This is a genomic window from Actinokineospora inagensis DSM 44258, from assembly GCF_000482865.1.
GTDB classification, from domain to species: domain Bacteria; phylum Actinomycetota; class Actinomycetes; order Mycobacteriales; family Pseudonocardiaceae; genus Actinokineospora; species Actinokineospora inagensis.
Genome location: NZ_KI519521.1, coordinates 39,696 through 63,647 on the forward strand (window position 1 = coordinate 39,696; position 23,952 = coordinate 63,647).

Consider the following 23,952-nt stretch of genomic DNA (forward strand, 5'->3'; position numbering starts at 1 on the left):
CCCCAGGAGGGCTCGCATGATCCTGCTCTTGTCGACCTCGGACACCGACCTGCTCTCCGCGCGCGCCAGCGGGGCCGACTACCGGCTCGCCAACCCCGCCCGGCTGCACGGCAACGATCTGGCCGACCTGCCCGCCCTGCTCGACGGCGCCGATGTCGTCGTCGTCCGGCTCCTCGGCGGGCGGCGGGCCTGGGAGGACGGGCTGGCCGCGCTGCTCGCCGGACCGCGCCCGGTCGTCGTCCTCGGCGGTGAGCAGGCCCCGGACGCGGAGCTGATGGAGTGCTCGACCGTGCCCGGCGGGGTTGTCGCGGAGGCCCACCGGTACCTCGCGCACGGCGGGCCGGACAACCTGCGTGAGCTCGCTCACTTCCTGTCCGACACGATCCTGCTGACCGGCACCGGGTTCGCCGCGCCGGTCGAGCTCGCGCCGTGGGGGCGCCTGGACCGGGTCGCCCACCGCACCGAGGGGCCGCGCGTCGGCGTCCTCTACTACCGGGCCCACCACCTGTCCGGGAACACCGCGTTCATCGCCACCCTGTCCGACGCGGTGGAAGACGCCGGGGGAGTGGCCGTCCCCGTGTACTGCGCGTCGCTGCGGACCGCGCCCGCCGAACTGCTCGACGTCTTGGGCACGCTGGACGCGTTGATCGTCACCGTGCTCGCCGCAGGCGGCACCCTCCCGGCCGCCGCGAGCGCCGGGGGCGACGACGGCGCGTGGGACGTCGGTGCCCTGGCCGACCTGGACATCCCCATCCTGCAGGGACTCGCGCTCACCTGGGACCGGGCGTCCTGGGTGGACAGTGACGACGGTCTGTCGCCCTTGGACACCGCGACCCAGGTCGCCGTGCCCGAGTTCGACGGCCGCGTCATCACGGTTCCCTTCTCCTTCAAGGAAAGGGACGCCGACGGCCTGTCGGTCTACGTGGCCGACCCGGAACGCGCCGCGCGGGTCGCCGGGATCGCCGTCAAGCACGCCGCCCTCCGGCACACCCCGCCCGCCGAGCGCAAGATCGCGTTGATGCTCTCGGCGTACCCGACCAAGCACGCCCGCATCGGCAACGCCGTCGGCTTGGACTCCCCGGTCAGCGCGATCCGCCTGCTCAACGCGCTGCGCGACGCCGGGTACGACCTCGGCCCCGCCGACACGCTGCCGGGTCTGGCCAACGGTGACGGCGACGCCCTCATCCACGCGCTGATCGAGGCGGGCGGGCAGGACCCGAACTGGCTCACGGAGAAGCAGCTCACCGGCAACCCCGTGCGCATCTCCGCCGCCGAGTACCGCGCCTTCTACGACACCCTGCCCGCCGACCTGCGCGAGTCGATGGAGGAACACTGGGGTCCGGCCCCGGGTGAGCTGTTCGTCGACCGGTCCCGCGACCCGGAAGGCGAGATCGTCCTCGCCGCGCTGCGGGCCGGGAACCTCGTGCTGATGGTCCAACCACCACGCGGCTTCGGTGAGAAGCCCGTCGCCATCTACCACGACCCGGACCTGCCGCCCAGTCACCACTACCTCGCCGCGTACCGGTGGATCGCGGGCAGCTTCGGCGCGCACGCGGTGGTCCACTTGGGAAAGCACGGCAACCTGGAGTGGTTGCCCGGCAAGAACCTCGGCCTGTCCGCGTCCTGCGGGGCCGACGCGGCGCTGGGCGACCTGCCGCTGGTCTACCCGTTCCTGGTCAACGACCCCGGCGAGGGCACCCAGGCCAAGCGGCGCGCGCACGCCACCCTGGTCGACCACCTGGTCCCGCCGATGGCCCGCGCCGAGAGCTACGGCGACATCGCCCGGCTGGAGCAGTTGCTCGACGAGCACGCCAACATCGCCGCGATGGACCCGGCGAAGCTGCCCGCCATCCGCGCCCAGATCTGGACGCTGATCCAGGCCGCCAAGCTCGACCACGACCTCGGCCTGGCCGACCGTCCGCACGACGCCGAGTTCGACGACTTCCTGCTGCACGTCGACGGCTGGCTGTGCGAGATCAAGGACGTGCAGATCCGCGACGGCCTGCACACCCTCGGTGACGCCCCGACCGGCCCGGCCCGGGTCAACCTGGTCAACTCGATGCTGCGCGCCCGGCAGATGTGGGGCGGCCAGGCGGCGGCCCTGCCCGGCCTGCGCGAGGCGTTGGGACTGGCCGAGGACGGCTCGGAGAGCCGCACCCGGGTCGACGAGATCGACGCGCAGGCGCTCGCTTTGGTGCAGGGCATGGAAGACGCGGGCTGGGGCGACGCCCGACAGGTCTGTGTGGACGTTCTGGGCGCCGAAAACCCTGCTGTGGTCGAGGTTCTGACGTTCGCCGCCGTGGAGATCGTGCCCCGGCTGGCGGCGACGACCGACGAGATCGGCAACATCCTGCACGCGTTGGACGGCGGCTACGTCCCGGCGGGCCCGAGCGGATCACCGTTGCGCGGCCTGGTGAACGTGCTGCCCACCGGCCGCAACTTCTACTCGGTCGACCCGAAAGCCGTCCCGAGTAGACTCGCCTGGGAGACCGGGTCGGCGATGGCCGAGTCGCTGCTCGCCCGGTACCGCAAGGACACCGGCGAGTGGCCCCGGTCGGTCGGCCTGTCGGTGTGGGGCACCTCGGCCATGCGCACCGCCGGTGACGACATCGCGGAAGTCCTTGCCCTGCTTGGTGTTCGCCCGGTGTGGGACGAGGCGTCGCGGCGGGTCAGCGACCTGGAGGTCATCTCCCTGGCGGAACTGGGCCGTCCCCGGGTCGACGTGACCGTGCGCATCTCCGGGTTCTTCAGGGACGCCTTCCCGCACGTCGTGTACCTGCTCGACGACGCGGTCCGGCTGGTCGCCGCCCTCGATGAGTCCACAGAGGACAACTATGTGCGCGCCCACGTCCTCGCCGACGCCGACAAGGACGACCGAACCGCCACCACCCGCATCTTCGGCTCCAAACCCGGCGCGTACGGCGCGGGCCTGCTGCCGCTGATCGACAGCCACAACTGGCGCGACGACGCCGACCTCGCCGAGGTCTACGCCGTGTGGGGCGGCTTCGCCTACGGCCGCGACCTCGACGGCGTCGCCGCCCGCCCCGCCATGGAGGCCGCGTACCGGCGGATCGCCGTCGCCGCCAAGAACGTCGACACCCGCGAACACGACATCGCCGACTCCGACGACTACTTCCAGTACCACGGCGGCATGATCGCCACCGTCCGCGCGCTCACCGGCCGCGCCCCCGCCGCCTACATCGGCGACAGCACCCGCCCCGAGTCGGTCCGCACCCGGTCGCTCGCGGAGGAGACGAACCGGGTGTTCCGCTCCCGCGTGGTCAACCCGCGCTGGATCGAGGCCATGCGCCGCCACGGCTACAAGGGCGCGTTCGAACTCGCCGCCACCGTCGACTACCTCTTCGGCTACGACGCCACCACCGGCGTCGTCGCCGACTGGATGTACGACCAACTCGCCCAGACCTACGCGCTCGACCCGGAGAACCGCAAGTTCCTCACCGAGTCCAACCCCTGGGCTCTGCACGGCATCGCCGAACGCCTCCTGGAAGCCGCCGACCGCAAGATGTGGGCCAACCCCGACCCGGACACCCTGCGGCACCTGCAGGCCCTCTACCTGGAAGTCGAGGGCGACATCGAGGCCGGTTCCGAGTAGCTCCCCAGCGGGGTTTCGGCGCTAACCAGATGGTGCTGCCGAGTGGTCGAAATCGCCAGTCTCGCGCGGCGTGTCGTCGTCCTGCGCCAATCAAGCACGACGACACGCCAGACGCGGCTTCCCCACCACCAGCGTCGACAACCACCCAACCACTCAGGGATCACTGCCCGCTTCACACGAGCCCATCACCCTGCTGTCAACCGCCACTGACCCCCGGCCGCCCCCAACCCAGCCCCCACCCTGCCCGGGGGGCGTCCCCGATGCCAGTCTATCGGTCTTTCATGATCGACAGGGTCGGTCGTGGTGGGCTGTGGGCGGCCGAAGAGGGTGTGGACAACTCGCGGCGGATCGGCGGCGTGCGGGGTGGTGAGCGCACCATGCTGGTCGTGGGTGCCAGCGCTGGCACCAGCACCCAACTCCAGAGCTGGCACCTGCGCCAAGCACTGACGCCAGTGTCAGCACCGGTACCGGCGCCAGCACCCAGCGCGGACACCAGCACCCAGCGCCGAGCACCAGCGCCGGCAGCGTCCCCGATCGTGTGACGTGGGCGGCCGGGCCGGCAGGGTCGTCCTACGTTGGCGGGGGTTGACCGGTCGTGTGGAGGGGTACTGACCCGGGTGAGAGCGACCGTAGGGAGGCCGTGTTGTCCGGAGATGTCATCGAGTTGATCCTGGCCGATCACCGTCGGTTCGAGGATCTGTTCCGCCAGTTGCGGGACAACTCGGCCGACCAGCGCGCCGCCTTGCGGGACTTGTCCGCGCTGCTGGTCGCGCACGCCGAGGCCGAGGAGTCCGAGGTCTACCCGGCACTGCGCCGTTTCGACGACGTCGACGACCATGAGGTCGAGCACGGTGCCGAGGAGCACGCCGAGGGCCACCAGGCCCTGCTCGCCCTCCTCGAGGTCGCCGACCCCGCCGCCGAGGAGTGGGACGAGAAGCTCGAAGACCTGGTCAAGGCCGTCAACCACCACCTGGACGAGGAGGAGCGCACCATTCTCAACTCCGCGCGCGACTCCGTCCCCGACCAGCGCCGCGCCGAGCTCGGCGAGAAGTTCCTGACCGCCCGCCAGTTCGCCTTGGACGCGGGTTGCGGCGACGTCGCCCACGTCCGCGACCTGGTGGAACAGACCAAGGACCGGGTCGACTGACGAGAGAGGACAACACCGTGATCCTGCGCCGACTGGCCCGTCCGATGCTCGCCGCCATCTTCATCAGCGGCGGCGTCAACGCCCTGCGCGCCCCCGACGCGCACGCCGAGGCCGCCAAACCCCTGCTGGAACCGGCCTTCGCCAAGCTCGGCGCCCGCCTCCCCGCCCAGGTCCCCACCGACCCGGCCACCCTGGTCCGCATCGACGGCGCCGTGAAGGTCGTCGCCGGGATCGCCTTGGCCCTCGGCAAAGCCCCCCGCCTGGCCGCGTTGCTGCTCGCGGGCAGCATCGTCCCCACGACAGTGGCCGCACACCGCTTCTGGGACGAGAAGGACCCCGCGGAACGCCGCCAGCAGCAAATCCACTTCCTCAAGAACGCGGGCCTCCTCGGCGGCCTCCTGCTGGCCACCGCCGACACCCACGGCAAGCCGTCCCTGGCCTGGCGCACCCGCCACGCCACCCACGACCTCGGCGACTGGCTCTCCGACACCACCGACACCGTCACCGACGCGGTGACCGCCGCTCCCCACAAGGCCCGCAAGGCTCTCGCCGACGCCCTCCCCGGCTGACCCAGCCACCCACCACATCCGCTCCCGGTCGCCACCAACGCGACCGGGAGCATCTCCGCACTGCCGGGCGCCACCACACGGATGAGCTCGCCTGCCGCCCCTGACCCAGCCTGGACACCGCGCACGCGAGCCTCGACACCGTGCACGCGAGCCTCCGGCGCCCTACCTCGCCCATCTCATCGCGGCTCACCCCGGTCCTCTGGCTGCGGCTCCCTTCATGCCTCCCGGAAAGCCGCCTGATCCGGCCCTCGGCTTCGCCGCCACCCAGGTCCACACAGGGGCCCGCCCACCCAAATCGCCGACCGATCACCACGCCGGCGTCATAGGCGATCCCGGCCACCAGCGCACCCCACGCCGCCAGCGCGCACATCACCCACTCTTGGGCGCCCGCAGCCATTCCCCGATCGCCGTGATCACACGCACCCCCGACGGCGACTGCGACCGCAGGCATCGCGACCGGCGGTCCCCCACACCCCGCGGATCGGTGCCCCGACCGACAATCCCGCAGGCCAGCGCCGCGCCGATCAGACACCGGAATCCACCGCAACAGCAACCGGAGCAGCAGACTCAGACATTCACAAGATCAACCAGAGCCCCCAGCCAGGCGATCCGACCCCCAACAGGCGGCCCCCACCCGTCCCGGGGGGCGTCCCCGAGGCCAGTCTACCGGTAAGCCATGATCGACAGGAGTTGTGTCGGTGAGCTGTGGACGACCGGACGGAGTGTGGACAACTCGGGCCCAGACCCGTAACCAGCGTGGATTCCCGGCCGGGTCAAGCGACCGGTTCCGCTGAGTCGGGGATCACCGGGACCGGTGGGGCGGTCGGGATAGGTTGGTGGGAGTCGCTCACTGGAGGTGTCCGTGGCCGTGCCCACCGAGTCCGCGCTCCGCCGTGCCCTGCGGAGGGCCCGTGACGGGGCCGCGGTGGACCAGACCGAGGCCGAGGTCCTGCTGCACGCCCGCGGCGAGCACCTCACCGACTTGTTCGACACCGCCTCCCGGATTCGCGACGCGGGTCTCGACGCGGCGGGCAGGCCGGGGGTGATCACTTACTCCCGCAAGGTGTTCATCCCGCTCACCCGCCTCTGCCGGGACCGGTGCCACTACTGCACGTTCGCCACCGTTCCCGGCAGGTTGCCCGCGCCGTTTCTCAGTCCGGACGAGGTCCTGGACATCGCGCGGCAGGGTGCGGCGATGGGGTGTAAAGAAGCCCTGTTCACTCTCGGTGACCGGCCCGAGGACCGGTGGACGGCGGCGGCCGAGTGGTTGGAGGCGGCGGGCTATCCGGACACCCTCTCGTACGTCCGCGCCATGGCCATCCGCGTGCTCGAGGAGACCGGGCTGCTGCCGCACCTGAACCCCGGGGTCCTGACCTGGACCGACTTCCAGCGCCTCAAGCCGGTCGCGCCGTCGATGGGCATGATGCTGGAGACCACCGCGGAGCAGTTGTGGTCTGAACCAGGTGGCCCGCACTACGGCTCGCCGGACAAGGAACCGGCGGTGCGGCTGCGGGTGCTGGAAGAGGCCGGGCGGTCCGCGGTCCCGTTCACCACCGGTGTGCTGATCGGCATCGGCGAGACGTTGGCGGACCGGGTCGAGTCGCTGTTCGCCATCCGGCAGGTCGCGCGGCGCTACGGCGGCATCCAAGAGGTGATCGTCCAGAACTTCCGGGCGAAACCGGACACCGCGATGCGCGGCATGCCGGACGCCGAGGCCGAGGAACTGGCGGCGACGGTGGCGGTGGCAAGGGTCCTGCTCGGCCCGAAGGCCCGCATCCAGGCCCCGCCGAACCTCATCGGCGGCGAGTTCTCCTTGTTGCTGCGCGCGGGAATCGACGACTGGGGCGGTGTCTCGCCGCTGACCCCCGACCACGTCAACCCGGAACGCCCGTGGCCGCAGATCGACGACCTCGCCGCGCGCACCGCCGAGTCCGGTTTCCGGTTGGCCGAGCGGCTCACCATCTACCCGGAGTACATCAAGCGCGGTGAACCCTGGCTCGACCCGAGGATCTCCGCGCACGTCGCCGCGCTCGCCGACCCGGACACCGGTCTGGCCATTGCGGACGCCCCGCTGGTCGGAAAACCTTGGCAGGAAACGGAAGTCGCCCTCGTCGACTCCGGCCGAACCGATCTCCACTCCACAATCGACACAACGGGCCGCACCGCCGACCGCCGCGATGACTTCGATTCCATCTACGGCGACTGGGAGTCGTTGCGCGAACAGGTGATCCACGCGGACCGTGTCGTCGGTGGTGGGGGAGCGGTGCGCCCCGAGTTCGCCACCGCTCTCCGGCATGCCGAACGGAACCCGGTTGGACTGTCCGATGAGGACGCACTCACGCTCTTGTCCGCAGGCCCTGGCGCGGAGATCGAGGCATTGGCCGGGTTCGCGAACGCCTTAAGGCAAGAGGCCGTCGGCGACGAAGTGACCTATGTGGTCACTCGGAACATCAACTTCACCAACGTCTGCTACACCGGTTGCCGTTTCTGCGCCTTCGCGCAGCGCCGCACCGACGCCGACGCCTACACCTTGTCCTTGGACCAGGTCGGCACCCGAGCCGAACAAGCCTGGTCGGTCGGTGCCACCGAGGTCTGCATGCAGGGCGGCATCCACCCCGACCTGCCCGGCACCGCGTACTTCGACATCGCCGCCGAGGTCAAGAAACGCGCACCCGGGCTGCACGTGCACGCCTTCTCCCCGATGGAGGTCGTCAACGGCGCCACTCGGTCCAATCTGTCCATTGAGGACTGGCTGACCGCCGCCCGAGAGTCCGGTGTGGACTCCCTGCCGGGCACCGCGGCCGAGATCCTCGACGACGACGTGCGCTGGGTCCTCACCAAGGGCAAACTCCCCACCGCCACCTGGATCGAGGTCGTCACCACCGCCCACCGGCTCGGCATCCCGACCACGTCGACCATGATGTACGGCCACGTCGACACCCCCGCCCACTGGGTCGCCCACATCAAGCTGATCGCCAACCTCCAGGCCGAGACCGGCGGCTTCAGCGAGTTCGTCCTGCTGCCCTTCGTGCACACCAACGCTCCCCTCTACCTCGCCGGAATCGCCCGCCCCGGCCCCACCCACCTGGAAAACCGCGCCGTCCACGCCCTCGCCCGCATCCTGCTGCACGGCCGCGTCCACAACATCCAGACCAGTTGGGTCAAACTCGGCGACCCCGGCGTGGTCGACGTCCTCAACGGCGGCGTCAACGACCTCGGCGGCACCCTCATGGAGGAAACCATCAGCCGCATGGCGGGCAGCGACAACGGCAGCTACAAAACCATCGCCGACCTCGAAGCCCTCGCCACCGCCGCGGGTCGCCCCGCCCGCCAACGAACCACCTTGTACGGCGAGGTCCCCGACGAACGCCGCACCACCGCCCTGGCCGCCGACGGGGTGTGGAAACCCAGCTTGCTCCCTTTGGTCTAGTCGCACAGCTGTAACGGCTGACCGGCCAGGCACGACGTGAAGATCGTGACTGGCACGGTGGTGACGGTTGTGCTCGGTGCTGTCGCGGTCGTGCTCGCCTTCGCCGCCAAGCAGTTCTTCGGCGAGTACTTCAAGAAGTCGGGCGCCTCCGCCTTCGACCGGTCCGCGAGTTGGTTCTCCGGCCGCGCCAAGTTCGGTCGCCGCCTGGTCCGCCGCTACGCCGAGGCCATCGCCCGCGACTTCCCCGCGCACGCCATGGGTTTCGTCACCGACCGAACCATCGACATCGACGACGTCTACGTCCCGCTCCAGTACGAACGCGGCGGCGAACGCCAGGACATCTACGAGAACATCCGCGAGAAGTCCTGTTCGGTCGTCATCGGTCCGGCAGGCGCGGGCAAGTCGATGCTGCTCAAGCACTCCATGCTGTTGTGGGCCCGCCAACCCCGCTCGACCCGCGTCCCCGTGCTCATCGAGCTGCACCGCTGCAACGCCAGCGAGCTCTCCCTGGTCGACCACATCGTCGCCGAACTGTCCCGCTCCCGCCTCAACCGGGGCGAACGCATCCGCGACCTGGTCCTGCGCGGCCTGACCGACGGGTCTTTCGCGCTCCTGCTCGACGGCCTCGACGAGGTCAGCCGGGACGACCGCCACCGCGTCCACGAGGCCCTGCGCGACCTGGTCCGCGAATACCCCGACTGCCAGTACATCGTCACCTGCCGCGACGTCGTCTACCAGGGCCAACCCCTCGGCCCCGCTTTTTCCCACGTCGTCCGGGTCGCCGAGTTCGACGACGCCGCCGTGGTCAGGTTCCTGCGCAACTGGCGCGGCCTCGCCAACCCCACGGAACTGTTCACCAGCCTGCGCACCAACCCCGCCCTGATGCGCCTGGCCCGCAGCCCGCTGCTGCTGACCATGGTCGTCTACCTGCACACCGAGGTCCTCACCAAATCCGGCCGCCGCCTGCCGACCTCCCGCCCCGCCTTCTACCAGGAGGCCATCGCGCACCTCCTCGACCGCGACGCCCAACTCGGCCGCGACCGGTCGATCTACCAGCCCGGCGAGAAACTGGCCGTCCTGCAACAGGTCGCGCTGCGCTCGATGGAGCTGACCGGCGACGACCGCCGCACCATCGCCCGCCGTTCGCTGGAAGCCACCACGAAGAAGCTGCTACCCGACCTCAACCTGGACCAGAAGCACGTCAAAGACCTGATCGACGAGATCATCGAGCGCAGTCAACTCCTGGTGGCGGTCGACAGCGTGGGCGTCAACTTCACCTTCGGCCACCTGACCCTCCAGGAGTACCTGACCGCCGTCGAACTGGCCGACGACCCGGACGGCCTGCTCAGCCGCTACGCCGCCGACCCGTCCGCCTGGCGCGAAACGGTCAAACTCTGGTGTGGCGCCACAACCCGCGATTCGACCAAGGTGATCCGGGCCATCTTCGCCACCACCGAGCCACACCACCGGATACTCGCCCTGGAATGCCTGGCCGAGGCCACCCGGGTCGACGCCGACTTCGCCGACGATGTCATCCAGCACTTCCTGGCCCGATTGGACAGCGACGATCCCGATTGGGAGTCCATCATCGCCGCACTGGGCGCGGTCGCGTCCGACACCCGACCCCGAGGCATTCGGGTCTTCGACGAACTCACTCGATTGGCGCGAGTGGGTAACGCGGATGCCGCGTTGGCGCTGGCCGCGTCTGGACTGACCCAAGCGGCCGATGTCTTGGCGGGGCTGGTCGATCAGAACCATTCCGCTCGCGCCGCGTTGTGGGGAATGGGGGAGTTGGCCTTGCCCGCCCTCGCGGTGCAGGCGGCGAACGCGGTTGTGTCGGCGGTGGACGACATCGGCCGGGTGGGCACTCCGGCGGCCGCCGAGGTACTGGCGGGACTTCTGCTGTGGTCATCTCCGGACGCGATCGCTGTCCGGGCGGCGTGGCGGTTGGCGCAACTCCTGCCCAATCCCGGTGTGGAGCAGCAACTGCGCGAGTTGACCCCACCCACGGACGTAGACCACGAATGGGACTGGGTGTGGCAGCCATTCGCGTCGGGGCGAGATGACCCGCTGACGGCGATCTGCGGCCGGATGGCCGCGTTGCTCCATGGCGCCGCCATCCCGCAGGACATCACCACCATTGATTCCCGGCTCGCCATCCCGCTGGCGGTGTTGGGCCTCAAGCGGTCGGGAACCCCGACCACGACTCAGGCGGACGAGGTCAGTCGACTCGCCGGTGACCGGCCGGTCTCCACTGTTCTCGAGGATCGGTCCACACCAGACGAGTTGGTGTTCCGCATTTGCGAAGCACTCGTGAGAATCGGTGTCGTGTCGCCGGTGGAGAGACTGCTGGGCAGACACACCCGGTCGGCTCTCGCGGTACTCGGGTGGAGCACGAGCGCTGTGGTCAGGACAGCCGACTGGTCCACGGTCCGCGACGTCCGGGGTCAGACCAGTCACCTGTGGCGCGTCTGCAAGTGGGGACTGGGGGCGATCGGGGGCGGCACAGTGCTGGCAGGTGCCATCAGGTGCGTCTTGTCGTTGCTGGGTCTGTGGCCGTTGGGTCCCGACTGGTTGTCCTGGTCCGTTCTGGCCGCGGTCGTCTTGTTCGGCGTTGCCACGGTGACCGACGGGCTCGACTGGGCGGTGTTCGAGCTTCTCACCTTCCTCTATGACTCCCTGTTGGGTATGGGCATCTGCATTGCGGCAGGCATCGTCTTGTTCGTATTCGGTGTTGTTTCCGGCTTTCAGTCCCTGCCATTGACACTGCTGGGTGTCATATTCGCGCTGGCCGCGGCCGCGGGGGCCTGCGGCTGGTTGGCGAGGAAGTGGGATCGCGTGCGGGACAACCCGTTCCGGCGGGTCTTCGACGCGGAGAACGCCCGGATTGACGACAGGGCGTCGGTGATTGCGAGTTGACCGCGCCGCCACGGTGAGGCGCGGTCGTCGACTCAGTGGGACTCGGCGGCTTGCCAGCCGAGGAGGGCGGCGCCGACGCGGCCCGCGTCCTGGCCCAGGGCGGCGCGGACGACGTCCGGTCGGCGTTGGAACTGCAGGCGGCTCAACAGTTCCTCGCGAACCGGGCCGACCAGGGCTTCACCGGCTTCGGCGACCCCACCACCGATGACGATCACCGCCGGGCCGAACAGGGTGACGGCTGCCAGCAACGCCGTGGCGAGGGCATCCACCGCGTCGCGCCAGACGGCGCGGGCGTCGGGGTCGGTGGAGAGCAGGGCGGCGACCCCGGCGGCGTCAGCGACGGTGCGGCCGGTGCGTTCGGCGTAGCGGCGGGCGAAGGCGGGGGCGGCGGCGAGGGTTTCCAGGCAGCCACGGGTGCCGCAGCCGCAGACGGCGCCGTCCGGGTCGACGACGACGTGGCCGATCTCACCGGCGTACCCGGCGGCGCCGAGCATGCGGCCGTCGACCTGGACGGCGGCGGCGATGCCGGTGCCGACCGGGAGGAACAGGGCGTCGTCGGCGCCCTTGCCCGCGCCGACGGTGAACTCGGCGAGACCACCGGTGCGGACGTCGTGGCGGACCAGCAGGGGGACGCCGGTGGCGTCGGCGACCTGGTCGCGCAGTGGCACGTCCACCCAACCCAGGTTGACGGCGGCACGGACCAGGCCGAGGTTGTCGTCCACGATGCCCGGGACGGCGACGCCTGCCCCGACGACCTCGTGGCCCTCGCCCAACTTGTTGATGAGCTCGGCGATCTGCGCCACGTCGGCGACCTCACCGACCCGGCGGGTGGGCTCGCGCAACGTGGTGATGGCGCGCAGGTCCCGGTCGACCAGCGCCGCCTTGATCGAGGTACCTCCGACGTCAACGGCGACCACGTGCTGGTCCGCTGCCATGCGCTTCCTTCCCCTGGGCAACCTGATAACACGCTCGAATCTGCTCGCGCGCGCCACGAATACTGCGTGATCGGTCAGCCGATGCCAAGCGTTTCGGTCGTTGAATGTGCGTTCACGGGGCGATACCTTGCAACGCCGCGCCTGATCGCGGCGTGATCTGGAGGTGGGTGGGGTGGACCGGTACGAGCGGCTCAGCACGCTGCTGGACATGCTCGGTCAGCGCGGCAAGGTCGACGTCGACGACCTGGCCGACGAGCTGGCGGTGAGCGCCGCCACCATCCGGCGTGACCTCGACCACCTCGCCGAGCAGCAGTTGCTCACCCGCACCCGCGGCGGCGCCGTCGCCAACAACGTGGCCTACGACCTGCCGCTGCGCTACAAGACCGCCCGGCACGCCTCCGAGAAGGAACGCATCGGGAAAGCCGCCGCCGCGATGGTCGCCCGCGGCACCGTCGTCGGCCTCAACGGGGGCACCACCACCACCGAGATCGCCCGCGCGCTGGCCATCCGCCCCGACTTCAGCCAGAACGACGAGCCCGCGCTGACGGTGGTCACCAACGCGCTCAACATCGCCAACGAGCTGGCCGTCCGCCCGCACGTGAAGATCGTGGTGACCGGGGGAGTGGCCCGGCCGCAGTCGTTCGAGCTGTCCGGCCCGCTGGCCACCCGCATCCTCGACGAGATCACCCTGGACGTGGTGTTCCTCGGCGTGGACGCGGTCGACCCGGTGCACGGCGCGTACGCCCACCACGAGGGCGAGGCCAGCATCAACCGGTTGATGACCGAGCGCGCCCGCCAGGTCGTGATCATCGCGGACAGCTCGAAGCTGGGCAGGCACGCCTTCGCCCAGATCTGCCCCGTGTCGGCCATCCAACTGCTCATCACCGACTCCGCCGCCCCGGCCGAAGCGGTCATCGCCTTCGAGGACGAGGGCGTAGAAGTACACACGGTATAAATCTCCCCCGCCACCCGCCCCCTCGTCCCCGCCCGGCATCGTCCCCGACCTGGCAGTTCCGCGCAGGCCACCGAGGTGCCGAGTTCGACGGTGGGCGCGGTGGGTGAGCCACTAGTCCTGGGTGGCGTCTCTGATCTTGGCCATGGCCGAGCCGAGCGCGGTGAGTTCGTCGGGGTCGAGGACGTCGATGACGAGTCGGCGGACTTCGAGCACGTGGTCGCGGGCGGCGGTGTCCAGGACGGCGCGGCCCCGGTCGGTGAGGGCGGCGTGCACGCCGCGGCGGTCTTCCGGGCAGGGGGAGCGGCGGACGAGGTCGGCGCGGACCAGCCGGTCGACGGTCTGGGTGACCCGGGCCCGGGAATGGCTGACCTGGTCGGCCAGTTCGGACATGTGCAGGTGGCCCTCGGACAGCCGCACCAGGATCTCGTACTCGGCGAGGGTGAGGCCGTGCGCGTCGCGCAGGTGCCGGTCGACGCGCGCGAGCAGTTGACCGGCCCCCTCGACCAGGGCTCGCCAGGACCGCTGCTGGGCGGGGTCCAACCAGGGCGTCACCCGGTCAGTCTAGAACCCGGCGGTTGTTGACAACGCAATTACATCGGCTTACAGTACGAGGTAGTTAAACCGTTAACCATCTCGGGAGCTGATCATGGGACTTCCCGAAGGCCGGGTCGCGGAGCTGACCGCCGACCGCGACCGGCTGCGCGCCGAACTGCTGCGCGACCGCGCCGACCGCCCGGCCAGCCCCGGTCGCGGCATCCACCACACCGCGCTGATCGCCGCCGACGTCCGCCGCACCGTCGACTTCTACCAGGGCGTCCTCGGTTTCCCGCTCACCGAGGTGTTCGAGAACCGCGACTACCCGGGGTCCACCCACTTCTTCTTCGACGTGGGCAACGGCAACGCGCTCGCCTTCTTCGACCTGCCCGGCCTCGACCTCGGCCGGTACGCGGAGGTCCTCGGCGGCCTGCACCACCTGGCGATCTCCATGGCGCTGGACCAGTGGCGCGCCGCGAAGTCCCGACTCGACGCCGCTGGCGTCACCTACCAGGAGGAAAGCGGCACGTCGGTGTACCTGACCGACCCCGACGGCGCCCGCGTCGAACTGATCGCCGACCCGCTCGGCGAGATGTACGGAGAGGCAGTGGTATGACCGTCGACATCCGCCCCGCCGACACCCGGTTCAAGACCGACCTCGGCTGGCTCGACTCCAAGCACTCGTTCTCGTTCGGCCACCACCAGGACCCGGCCAACACGCACTTCGGCCTGCTCCTGGTCAACAACGACGACATCGTCACCCCTGGCACCGGCTTCGAGACCCACCCGCACCGGGACATGGAAATCGTCACCTGGGTCCTGCGCGGCGCCCTCGTCCACCAGGACTCCGAGGGCCACAACGGCGTCATCTACCCCGGCCTGGCCCAGCGGATGAGCGCGGGCACCGGCATCCTGCACTCCGAGAAGAACGACTCCTGGCGGCTCACCGGCGCCCCCGAACACGCCGATCCCGTCCACTTCGTCCAGATGTGGGTCGTCCCCGACGAGGCGGGCCGCACCCCCGGCTACGAGCAGTTGGAAATCCCCGCCGACACGTTGACCAGCGGACTCGTCCCCGTCGCCTCCGGCATGCCGAAACACCAGGACCACGCCGCCATCCGCATCGGCCAACGCCACGCCGCCCTCTACGCCGCCCGCCTGGCCCCCGGCGCGACCGTCACCCTGCCGGACGCGCCCCTTGTGCACGTGTTCGTCCCCCAGGGCGCCGCCACCCTCGAAGCCACCCCAACCCCCCTCACCACCGGCGACGCGGTCCGCCTCACCGACGCGGGCCCTCGCACCCTCACCGCAGGCGCGGCAGGCGCGGAGGTCCTGGTCTGGGAAATGCACGCCACCCTCCGCATCGGCTGACCCGCACCACCCGTTCCGACCGAACCCACCCACCCCGCTTGACAGCAGGCGCTCCCCACCACTACCCCTCCGGGCGGCCCCCACCCTTCCCGGGGGGCGTCCCCGAGGCCAGTCTACCGGCTTGGCGGGGTCGGTGGTGGGGTGGCGGTTGGGCTGTGGGCGGGTCGAAGGGTTGTGGACAACTCGGGCCGAGTGGATGACTCGGGTTGAGTTGGGTGTGGGTGGGCGGCTGGGCTCAGTACACTCGATCGGGTGGGATTTTCGCCTGATCGGGGGGTTGTGGTGGGTCGAGCGGTCGTTGTGGGGGTGGCCGCTCTGCTGGCGTTGGCGGGGTGTGACGCGGGGCCGACGGCGGGGACGCCGATAGCGGGGACCACGACGGCGACGTCCACCGCATCCGTGGAGGTGACGGCGGCGGTGTGCAAGCGGTTCGCGGACAACAAGGCGCTCAAGGACTTCCGCGCTCAACGGGCGTCAGGGCAGGCGATCGACGTGAACCTGGCCACCCGGGCGACGGACGCGTTGTCGGGTTTCAGCGCGGACGCGGTCAAGAAGGACTTGGACAGCGGGGTCTCCGTGGCCCTCAACGACGCCGCGACGAAGGCGCTCGTGGTGGGCACGGGAATCGCCCAGGGGGCCTTCGACGCGCCGGCGTTCGAGAAGTTGGTGGGCGAGGTCGATGACGCCTGCCGGGGCCACTAGCCACTAGGGCTCGGATGGTGGGCGGCGGATGTAGATGACGCCCGCGTCGAGGTCGATGGGGCCGGTGGTGGGGTCGTCTTCGACGGCGGGGTCCTGGCCGGAGCCGGGGTCGTCGGGGGATTCCTTCTGCAGTTTGGGGCCGGGGAACAGTTCGCCGAAAGCGCTCATGCACCCACTGTAGGACGAGCGGTCGGCGCACCGGACCGGTGTAGCCGCGTGCCGTAGTCGTTGTGCATGACCCCGGCGAACACGCCGGTCCGGCTGCCGCGCACCGATTTCGGCGCGATCCCGGCCCGCTCGAACGCCTCCCACGCGGTCTCCAGCAGCAGCCGCTGCTGCGGGTCGGTGGTCGCGGCCTCGCGGGGACTCATGCCGAACAGGTCGGCGTCAGACGGTGAGGTTGACCAGCGGGCCGAGGGTGGCCCGGTGCTGGGCCGGGGTGCCGAGCGCGATCTCGTCGGCCTTGGCGCGTTTGAGGTAGCGGTGGGCCGGGTGTTCCCAGGTCATGCCGATGCCGCCGTGCAGTTGGACGCATTCCTCGGCGGCGTGCACGGCCACCGACGCGCAGAGCGACTGGGCGACGGACACGGCGATCTCCACGTCGACGCCGGTGGTGAGGGCGTCGGCGGCGTTGCGGGCGGCGGCGCGGGCCAGGACGAGGTCCTGCCACACGTCGGCCAGTCGGTGCTTCAGCGCTTGGAAGGAGCCCAGCACCCGGCCGAACTGGTGGCGTTCCTTCAGATAGGCGACCGTGGTGTCCAAACACCACTGTGCTATGCCGACCTGTTCCGACGCCAGAATCCCAGCCCCGGCAAGCAAAGCGGCCCGAACGGCGTCGTCGCCGGAACCAGCGAGCGCCACGGAGGCGCCCGAAGCATCTACATCGGACACTGGGCGGGTTTCGTCCAATGAGGTCACCGGAACGACCGAGGCCGACGAAACCAGGTGCAACACCCCGGAACGCGGAACGAGGAACACATCCGCGTCAGCGTCCGCCACACTCCGAACCACGCTGTCGGCGGAAACCTGTTTGCCCCAAGAAGAAAGCGGCACCACCAGACAAGCGGTGATCTCCCCGCCGGCGACTCGCCCCAGGGTCTCCCGCGCGGTCGCGTCATCCGACAGGTGCGTCAACGCCGCCGTCGCCAGCACGTTGCCCAGGAACGGGACCGTGGCGACCGTCCGTCCCAGTTCCTCCGCCACCACAGCGGTTTCCCGGTATCCCGCGCCCTGCCCGCCCAGTTCCTCCGGCACGTGCAGCGAGTTCGCGCCGATCTCGACGAGGTCGGACCACGACGCGCCCCGGGTCAACAGGCCCGCGACGCTGGCCCGCAGGTCGTCCTCGACGTCGGTGTGGAGGAGGTTCATCGCGGGAGGTCCTTCCACGGTACGTCCTTGTCGACGCGGGGTTCGGCGGGCAGGCCGAGGACCCGTTCGGCGATGATGTTGCGCAGGATCTCCGAGGTGCCGCCCTCGATGGAGTTTCCCTTGGCGCGCAGGTACCGGTACCCGGCCCCGCGACCGGTGAAGTCGACGAGTTCCGGGCGGCGCGGGGTCCAGTCGTCGTAGCGGAGCCCGTCCGCGCCGAGCAACTCGACCTCGAACCCGGACAGCGCCTGCGACAGCCGCGCGAACCCGAGTTTCATCGCCGAGCCCTCGGGGCCGGGCGCGCCCGCGGCGAGTTGTTGCCGCAGCCGGACCCCGGCCAACCGCAACGCCTCCGACTCGACCCACAGCGACAGCAGGCGGTCCAACCCCGCGGCGGTCCGACCGTCCGAACAGGACCGCCAGGTCTCCGCGACCACGCCGATCATCCCGCTCTCCCGGGCGGCCGACCGGCTACCGATGGCGACCCGCTCGTTCATCAGCGTGGTCTGCGCTACTCGCCACCCGTCGCCGACGGCGCCGAGCCGGTGCGCGTCCGGGATGCGGACGTCGGTCAAGAACACCTCGTTGAACTCGGCCTCACCGGTGATCTGGCGCAGTGGCCGGACGTCGACCCCGGGATCGGTCATGTCGCACACGAAGTAGCTCAGGCCCGCGTGCTTGGGCAGGTCCGGGTCGGTGCGGGCGACCAGGATGGCCCAGCGGGCGTTGTGCGCGCTGGACGTCCACACCTTCTGCCCGGTCACCAGCCAGTCGTCGCCGTCGCGCCTGGCCCTGGTCGCCAGCGCCGCCAGGTCGGATCCGGCGCCGGGCTCGGAGAACAGTTGGCACCACACCTCCTCGCCCGTCCACAGTGGACGAAGGAAGCGCTGTCGCAGCTCGGTCGAACCGAAGGCGAGGATCGTCGGCGCCGCCATGCCCAACCCGATGCCGATCCGTCGCGGGTTGTTGTCCGGAGCGCCCGCCGCCGCCAGCGCCTCGTCCACCTCCTGCTGCCGCCCGCGCGGGAGGTCGAGACCACCCAGCCCGACCGGGAAGTGCACCCACGCCAGGCCCGCGTCGAACCGGGCGCGCAGGAACTCCAGCCGGTCGGTCGTGGCCGGGTCGTGCGCGGCGAGCAGGTCGTCGACCAGTTGCGAGATCACGCGTCCCCCTTCGTCGAACCAGTCCGTGCTCAGTCGGTCGGACCACCCGCGACGTAGATGACCTGGCCGGACACGTACCCGGCCTCCGCGCTGACCAGGAACGCCGCCGTCGCCGCGATGTCCTCCGGCTGTCCGACCCGCCCGACCGGCACCCCGGCCGCGATCCCGGCCTTGAAATCCGCGAAGGACATCCCGAGCCGCTCGGCGGTGGCCGCCGTCATGTCGGTCTCGATGAACCCGGGCGCGATCGCGTTGACCGTGACCCCGAACCGGCCGAGCTCGATCGCCAGCGTCTTGGTGAAGCCCTGCAGCCCGGCCTTGGCGGTGGCGTAGTTGGCCTGGCCGCGGTTGCCCAGCGCCGACGTGCTGGACAGGTTCACGATCCGGCCGTACCGCTGCTCGGTCTGGTACCGCTGCACCGCGCGGCTCATCAGGAACGCGCCGCGCAGGTGCACGCCGATGACCGCGTCCCAATCGTCGTCGGCCATCTTGAAGATCAGGTTGTCTCGGGTGATGCCTGCGTTGTTCACCAGCACTGTTGGTGGGCCGAGCCGCTCTGCCACTTCGGCTACGGCGGCGTCGACTTGCTCGGTGACGGTCACGTCTGCCTCGACTGCCAGCGCCGTTCCGCCTGCGGTGGTGATCGTGTCGACTGTGTCTGTGGCGGCGTTTTGGTCGAGTACGGCGACGGCGAAGCCGTCGCGTGCCAGCCGTTGGGCGATCGCGGCTCCGATACCTCGCGCGGCACCGGTGACGATCGCGATGCGCTGGTCCACGCACCCTCCCCGAGTCGAGCTGACCAATCGTTCAGGAAGTTACCCTTGAGTTGGTTGGGGTGTCCACTGTTGGGGTTTGGGGGTCTCTGGGCCTCGGCTTCGCCTCGGGGTCGGCCTGGTCGCCTTCGGCGACGCCGGCGCTCGGGCGCCAGATAAAGCGGGGGTGCCCGTTGTGGTGAAGTTGTTTTGTTTGGGGCCCCTAGCGGCAGCCTCAGGTAAGGCTAAAAGGCGGGGCCACTGGAAAGCGTGGCCTTACCCGCCAGCTGGCTTAGGCCACCGCTCCCCCCAAACAAAACAACTTCACCACAACGGGCGGTTGGGATCGGCGGGTCCCGAGGCGCGCGGTGCCAGTGTGGAGCTTCGTCGATGAGGGGTGGTTTTTGGGCGCGCGGTGCGGGAGTGGGGCTTCGTCGATTAGGGCTGGGTTTGTCGGCGCGCAGTGTCGGTGTAGAGCTTCGTCGATATGGGGCGGGTTTCGAGGGGTGTGGTGTGGGGCTTGGTCGTGTTTTCTGTGGACTGTGGGCTGGGTGATTCCGGACCGCAGTACGGGAAGTGTCGGGGTTGGGGGTGACGGGGGTCACCCCTAGGGGTGGCTCCGGGTGTGAAGATCGGGGATGAGTCCCGATTCGCGTTCGTCTTCGGGCCGGCAGCCTTCACGCCGAGAACGGGCAGTCCGCTTCCGGTCAGTGGGGGGAAACCCAGTTATGTCCAGTCGTTCGGCAAGACCAATGTTCACCGTTCGGGTGGCGCGGTGGAGTGCGGAGCACCCGTGGCGCTCGATTACCGCGTGGTTGCTGTTCGTCGCGGTGTGCGTTGGTGTCGGGAACATGGTCGGCACCAAGACCACCAACTTCGACGACAACCTGACCGGCGAGATGGCGGTCTTCCAGAAGATGGTGGACGACGCGGGGTTCAACCGCCCGGCCACCGAGAACGTCCTGATCACCGCCAGGAACGGCGCCCTTGACCAGGGCGGGGCGCTCGCGGTGGCGGGGGAGGTCAAGGCGAAGATGTCCGGCCTCAAGGAGGTCGGCAAGGTCAGCGACCCGGTTCCGTCGCCCAAGGGGACCGCGGTGCTGGTCAGCGTCGACATCGCGGGGGCCAGCAAGACCGCTGACGAGCGGCTGCAGCCACTGCTCGACGCGACCGCCGCCGTGCAGGCGGCGCACCCGGAACTGCGGGTGGAGGAGGTCGGTGGTGAGTCGCTGAACAAGGCGCTGTCGGACACGTTGGGCGACGACTTCGGTCGGGCTGAGTTGATCAGCTTGCCGGTGACCCTGGTCATCATGCTGGTCGCGTTCGGCGCGGTGATCGCCGCCGGGGTGCCGGTGCTGCTGGCGCTGTCCGCGGTGGGCGCGGCGATGGGTCTGTCCGCGTTGGTCTCGCAACTGGTGCCCGCGACCGACAACACCGCCAGCATGATCCTGCTCATCGGCATGGCCGTCGGTGTCGACTACTCGCTGTTCTACGTCCGGCGCGAACGCGAGGAACGCGCCAAGGGGCGCACCCACCTCGACGCGGTCGAGATGGCCGCCGCGACCTCCGGCCACGCCATCGTGGTCTCCGGGTTCGCCGTCGTGGTGGCGATGGCGGGCATGTTCGTGGCCAACAACTCGGTGTTCAACTCGATGGCCATCGGCTCCATCCTGGTCGTGCTGGTCGCCGTCGCGGGCTCCATCACCGTGCTGCCCGCCATGCTGGCCAAGTTGGGCCGCTGGATCGACAAGCCGCGCGTCCCGCTGATCTGGCGGCTGTCCAACCGCGGCGGCGAGCCCCGCGTGTGGAAGGCCGTGCTGCGCCCGTCGCTGCGCCGCCCCGGCAGCACCCTGCTGGTCGCCGCGATCGCGCTGATCGCCCTGGCCATCCCGGCGTTCGGCATGAACCTGAACTCGCCGTCGACCTCCGACCTGCCGCGCAGCATCCCGATCATGCAGTCCTACGACCGGATGACCGCCGCGTTCCCGAGCACCGGCGCCTCGCACGAGATCGGCGTCCGGGCGCCCGCCGACAAGGTCGCCCAGACCGAGGCCGCGGTCAGCGCGCTCGAGGGCCGGATCAAGGCCGACCCGGCGTTCGCCCACGACCGCGAGATCCAGGTCCTGCGCTCGCCCGACGGCCGGATCTTCCTGCTCGACGCCGCCATCTCCGGCCCGGCGGCAGGCAAGCTCGCCGACGACTCGCTGAACTGGCTGCGCACCGTCGCGTTGCCGCAGACGGTCGGTTCGGTGGCGGGCGCGCAGTTCGCGGTGAGCGGTCAGACGGCGGGGGAGAACGACTTCGTCGACCAGATGACCGAGTCGCTGCCCTGGGTGATCGCGGTGGTGCTGCTGCTCACCTTCCTGATCATGACCTGGACGTTCCGCGCCCCGGTCATCGCGCTGTCGTCCATCGCGCTGAACATGCTCTCCGCGGGTGCCGCCTACGGCGTGCTGGTGCTGGTCTTCCAGCACCACTGGGCCGAGGGGCTGCTCGGCTTCACCGCCAACGGCGGCATCACCGCCTGGCTGCCGCTGATGCTGTTCGTCGTCCTCTTCGGACTGTCCATGGACTACCACGTGTTCGTGGTCAGCCGCATCCGGGAGGCCCGCCAGTCCGGTTTGGACAACCGGGCCGCCGTCGCCAGGGGCATCACGTCCTCGGCCGGTGTGGTGACCAGCGCCGCCGCGGTCATGGTCGGGGTGTTCTCCATCTTCGGCACGCTCAGCACCATCGACATGAAGCAGATGGGCGTCGGCCTGGCCACCGCGATCCTGTTGGACGCCACCATCATCCGGGCCGTGGTGCTGCCCGCCCTGATGGCGGTCCTCGGTGAGCGCAACTGGTGGGTGCCGCGGTTCCTCCAGCCGCGCCGCCCGGTCGCCGACGAGTTCGAGGAGACCCGCGAGCTGACCCCGATCGGCTGACCGGCTGATCGGACGCGGCAAGGCCCCCGAACCCAAGGGGAGGTTCGGGGGCCTTGCCGCGCCCGGGGACTGTCGGGACCCGCCGGGGTTTAGCGGTGCACGTGGTGGCGGCGGCCGTAGTAGCCGGACACCAGGGACACGCCGATCGCCGCGAGACCGATCTGGAAGATGATCTCGATCCAGTCCACACCAGCGGTGTCCGCGACCCCGACCGCCCGCGCCAGGGCGGTACCGAGGAACGCGGCCACGATGCCGACCACGATGGTCAGCCAGATCGGGATGTGCTGCCTGCCCGGGACCACCAGGCGTCCCAGGGCCCCGATGATCAAACCGATGATCAGCGCGGTGAAGATACCGGTGACGGTCATTCGTCGCTCCTCGACTTCGTCGGGTGGGGCCAAGCGGTTCTGCCGGGGATGTACCCCGGGGGAACCCGGATCACTCGTCCGGTGATTCATGTTTTTCGCCCACCCCGGTCCGACCAGCGGCGACGGCGGGGATGTCGCACACTGGGCGTATGCACTACGCCGACCGCGTGCACGCCGGGCGGGTGCTCGGCGCCCGCCTGGAGCACTTGCGCGAGCGGGACCCGGTGGTGCTCGGCCTGCCGCGCGGGGGAGTGCCGGTGGCCGCCGAGGTCGCCGCCCTGCTGCGCGCGGAGCTGGACGTGGTGCTGGTCGGCAAGATCGGCGCTCCCGGCGCGGTCGAACTCGCGGTGGGCGCGATCGGCAGGCACGGCGAGCAGTGGGTGGAGGTGCGCGCCGAACCGGTGCTCGCTCTGCTGGAACTGTCCTGGTCGGACGTCGCCGACACGGTCGCCGCGGTCAAGGCGGAGCTGACCGACCGGGCGCGACGGCTGTGCGGCGACGTGGCACCCCGGTCGCTCGCCGGCCGCACGGCCGTGGTGGTCGACGACGGCGTGGCCACCGGGTCCACCATCGAGGCAGCCGTCCGGGTGGTGCGCGACCTGGGCGCCGAGCAGGTTGTCCTGGCCGTCCCGGTGGCGCCCGCGGCCGTGTTGGACCGGCTCGGCGAGATCGCCGACGAGGTGGTGTGCCCGCTGGCCCCGGTGGACCTGGACGCGGTCGGCCAGTGGTACGAGGACTTCACCCAGGTCGACGACGCGGTCGTCCGCGACCTGCTGTCGCGTTGACCGGAGTTCGCGTTATTCGATGGCGACACCAGCGTCGGTGACGGCGGGTCCCAGCAGTTCCAGGATCCGCCGCATCGACGCGGGCGGGTTGCGCAGGACCAGGCGGCTGGACTCGGGGAGCGTGTCGGCCGCGCGCAACAGCGTGATCACACCGGACACGTCGATGAAGTCCAGCTCGGCCAGGTCCAAGTGGACGTCCCCGGTGGCCTGCCTGCACAGCGCGACCAACAGTTGCTCGAAGTCCGGACGGGTGCGCAGGTCGGCCTGGCCGGACAGCCGCGCGGGCGGGGCGGGGTCCTGGTCGAGGTTCACCGCGGGGGACGACAGGTGGTCAGTGATCGCCGCCACCGCCCAGCGGGTGCCGGGACGGCGTCGCGTCGTGCAGCACGGCCAGCCCTCCCAGCGGCGTCGGAA

The 23,952-nt window shown here is 70.3% G+C and carries 19 protein-coding genes and 1 pseudogene; 11 read left to right on the forward strand and 9 right to left on the reverse strand.

Annotation, left to right across the window (positions count from 1 at the left end; genetic code table 11):
* Window positions 1-16: 16 nt before the first annotated feature.
* The 5 genes from cobN to H504_RS0131865 all read left to right on the forward strand — a co-directional run bounded on the left by cobN (window position 17) and on the right by H504_RS0131865 (window position 11,678).
* Window positions 17-3,613, forward strand: coding sequence for a cobaltochelatase subunit CobN (gene cobN, locus H504_RS0131845; RefSeq protein WP_026426102.1), 3,597 nt, complete (start codon window positions 17-19; stop codon window positions 3,611-3,613).
* A gap of 640 nt (window positions 3,614-4,253) precedes the next feature.
* Complete coding sequence (locus H504_RS0131850; RefSeq protein WP_342668823.1) at window positions 4,254-4,760, forward strand: hemerythrin domain-containing protein; 507 nt, start codon at window positions 4,254-4,256, stop codon at window positions 4,758-4,760.
* A gap of 17 nt (window positions 4,761-4,777) precedes the next feature.
* Window positions 4,778-5,329, forward strand: coding sequence for a DoxX family membrane protein (locus H504_RS38085; protein WP_051386479.1), 552 nt, complete (start codon window positions 4,778-4,780; stop codon window positions 5,327-5,329).
* Between the two features lie 862 nt (window positions 5,330-6,191).
* The gene (locus H504_RS0131860; protein WP_026426104.1) at window positions 6,192-8,759 is read left to right on the forward strand and encodes a bifunctional FO biosynthesis protein CofGH; all 2,568 of its coding nucleotides are present in this window, start codon (window positions 6,192-6,194) and stop codon (window positions 8,757-8,759) included.
* A 45-nt stretch (window positions 8,760-8,804) separates the two neighbouring features.
* On the forward strand, window positions 8,805-11,678 hold the full coding sequence (locus tag H504_RS0131865; RefSeq protein WP_026426105.1) for an NACHT domain-containing protein: 2,874 nt from the start codon (window positions 8,805-8,807) through the stop codon (window positions 11,676-11,678).
* 32 nt (window positions 11,679-11,710) lie between these two features.
* Here the strand turns inward: H504_RS0131865 and H504_RS0131870 are convergent, their stop codons facing one another.
* Window positions 11,711-12,613 carry an ROK family protein gene (locus H504_RS0131870; RefSeq protein WP_026426106.1) on the reverse strand — a complete coding sequence of 301 codons (903 nt, stop codon included), beginning with the start codon at window positions 12,611-12,613 and terminating at the stop codon, window positions 11,711-11,713.
* 172 nt (window positions 12,614-12,785) lie between these two features.
* On the opposite strand from H504_RS0131870, the gene H504_RS0131875 reads away from it, so the two are divergent.
* Window positions 12,786-13,568, forward strand: coding sequence for a DeoR/GlpR family DNA-binding transcription regulator (locus H504_RS0131875; protein WP_026426107.1), 783 nt, complete (start codon window positions 12,786-12,788; stop codon window positions 13,566-13,568).
* A 111-nt stretch (window positions 13,569-13,679) separates the two neighbouring features.
* Here the strand turns inward: H504_RS0131875 and H504_RS0131880 are convergent, their stop codons facing one another.
* A complete protein-coding gene (locus H504_RS0131880) occupies window positions 13,680-14,120 on the reverse strand; it encodes a MarR family winged helix-turn-helix transcriptional regulator (RefSeq protein WP_026426108.1) in 441 nt (146 codons plus the stop codon).
* A 94-nt stretch (window positions 14,121-14,214) separates the two neighbouring features.
* On the opposite strand from H504_RS0131880, the gene H504_RS0131885 reads away from it, so the two are divergent.
* The 3 genes from H504_RS0131885 to H504_RS0131895 all read left to right on the forward strand — a co-directional run bounded on the left by H504_RS0131885 (window position 14,215) and on the right by H504_RS0131895 (window position 16,175).
* Window positions 14,215-14,718: a VOC family protein gene (locus tag H504_RS0131885; RefSeq protein ID WP_026426109.1), complete on the forward strand. Its 504-nt coding sequence runs from the start codon at window positions 14,215-14,217 to the stop codon at window positions 14,716-14,718.
* Entirely contained in the window at window positions 14,715-15,473 is a 759-nt protein-coding gene (locus tag H504_RS0131890) for a pirin family protein (RefSeq protein WP_026426110.1), read from the forward strand. Before H504_RS0131885 ends, H504_RS0131890 begins: the two co-directional genes overlap by 4 nt.
* Window positions 15,474-15,779: 306 nt before the next feature.
* Window positions 15,780-16,175, forward strand: coding sequence for a hypothetical protein (locus H504_RS0131895; protein WP_157440747.1), 396 nt, complete (start codon window positions 15,780-15,782; stop codon window positions 16,173-16,175).
* Between the two features lie 3 nt (window positions 16,176-16,178).
* Here H504_RS0131895 and H504_RS41755 read toward each other — a convergent pair whose 3' ends face one another.
* The 5 genes and pseudogenes from H504_RS41755 to fabG form a co-directional block, all read right to left on the reverse strand.
* Window positions 16,179-16,343: a hypothetical protein gene (locus H504_RS41755; protein ID WP_157440748.1), complete on the reverse strand. Its 165-nt coding sequence runs from the start codon at window positions 16,341-16,343 to the stop codon at window positions 16,179-16,181.
* 41 nt (window positions 16,344-16,384) lie between these two features.
* Window positions 16,385-16,564, reverse strand: a pseudogene (locus H504_RS0131905) (beta-ketoacyl synthase N-terminal-like domain-containing protein); the annotation flags it as partial.
* Window positions 16,563-17,543, reverse strand: a complete 981-nt coding sequence (locus H504_RS0131910; protein WP_035307240.1) for an acyl-CoA dehydrogenase family protein — start codon at window positions 17,541-17,543, stop codon at window positions 16,563-16,565. The pseudogene H504_RS0131905 and the gene H504_RS0131910, both read right to left, overlap by 2 nt.
* On the reverse strand, window positions 17,540-18,706 hold the full coding sequence (locus H504_RS0131915) for an acyl-CoA dehydrogenase family protein (protein ID WP_035307242.1): 1,167 nt from the start codon (window positions 18,704-18,706) through the stop codon (window positions 17,540-17,542). The genes H504_RS0131910 and H504_RS0131915 overlap by 4 nt, the downstream gene beginning before the upstream one ends.
* 29 nt (window positions 18,707-18,735) lie before the next feature.
* Complete coding sequence (fabG, locus tag H504_RS0131920) at window positions 18,736-19,482, reverse strand: 3-oxoacyl-ACP reductase FabG (RefSeq protein WP_026426115.1); 747 nt, start codon at window positions 19,480-19,482, stop codon at window positions 18,736-18,738.
* A gap of 728 nt (window positions 19,483-20,210) precedes the next feature.
* Between fabG and H504_RS38090 the strand changes: the two genes are divergently transcribed.
* Window positions 20,211-22,385 carry an MMPL family transporter gene (locus H504_RS38090; RefSeq protein WP_084468498.1) on the forward strand — a complete coding sequence of 725 codons (2,175 nt, stop codon included), beginning with the start codon at window positions 20,211-20,213 and terminating at the stop codon, window positions 22,383-22,385.
* Window positions 22,386-22,474: 89 nt separating this feature from the next.
* On the opposite strand, the gene H504_RS0131930 is transcribed toward H504_RS38090, so the two are convergent.
* Window positions 22,475-22,753, reverse strand: coding sequence for a GlsB/YeaQ/YmgE family stress response membrane protein (locus tag H504_RS0131930; protein ID WP_026426116.1), 279 nt, complete (start codon window positions 22,751-22,753; stop codon window positions 22,475-22,477).
* 149 nt (window positions 22,754-22,902) lie between these two features.
* On the opposite strand from H504_RS0131930, the gene H504_RS0131935 reads away from it, so the two are divergent.
* Window positions 22,903-23,538 carry a phosphoribosyltransferase gene (locus H504_RS0131935; protein WP_026426117.1) on the forward strand — a complete coding sequence of 212 codons (636 nt, stop codon included), beginning with the start codon at window positions 22,903-22,905 and terminating at the stop codon, window positions 23,536-23,538.
* Between the two features lie 12 nt (window positions 23,539-23,550).
* On the opposite strand, the gene H504_RS42245 is transcribed toward H504_RS0131935, so the two are convergent.
* Window positions 23,551-23,886 carry an STAS domain-containing protein gene (locus H504_RS42245; RefSeq protein WP_035307247.1) on the reverse strand — a complete coding sequence of 112 codons (336 nt, stop codon included), beginning with the start codon at window positions 23,884-23,886 and terminating at the stop codon, window positions 23,551-23,553.
* Window positions 23,887-23,952 lie beyond the last annotated feature (66 nt).

What these genes read in the sequence shown, in the direction of transcription:
- cobN (WP_026426102.1), top strand. Translation starts at nt 17, where the DNA reads ATGATCCTGCTCTTGTCGACCTCGGACACCGACCTGCTCTCCGCGCGC.
- H504_RS0131870 (WP_026426106.1), bottom strand. Translation starts at nt 12,613, where the DNA reads ATGGCAGCGGACCAGCACGTGGTCGCCGTTGACGTCGGAGGTACCTCG.
- H504_RS0131885 (WP_026426109.1), top strand. Translation starts at nt 14,215, where the DNA reads ATGGGACTTCCCGAAGGCCGGGTCGCGGAGCTGACCGCCGACCGCGAC.
- H504_RS0131890 (WP_026426110.1), top strand. Translation starts at nt 14,715, where the DNA reads ATGACCGTCGACATCCGCCCCGCCGACACCCGGTTCAAGACCGACCTC.
- H504_RS41755 (WP_157440748.1), bottom strand. Translation starts at nt 16,343, where the DNA reads ATGAGCGCTTTCGGCGAACTGTTCCCCGGCCCCAAACTGCAGAAGGAA.
- H504_RS0131910 (WP_035307240.1), bottom strand. Translation starts at nt 17,543, where the DNA reads ATGAACCTCCTCCACACCGACGTCGAGGACGACCTGCGGGCCAGCGTC.
- H504_RS38090 (WP_084468498.1), top strand. Translation starts at nt 20,211, where the DNA reads ATGTTCACCGTTCGGGTGGCGCGGTGGAGTGCGGAGCACCCGTGGCGC.
- H504_RS0131930 (WP_026426116.1), bottom strand. Translation starts at nt 22,753, where the DNA reads ATGACCGTCACCGGTATCTTCACCGCGCTGATCATCGGTTTGATCATC.
- H504_RS0131935 (WP_026426117.1), top strand. Translation starts at nt 22,903, where the DNA reads ATGCACTACGCCGACCGCGTGCACGCCGGGCGGGTGCTCGGCGCCCGC.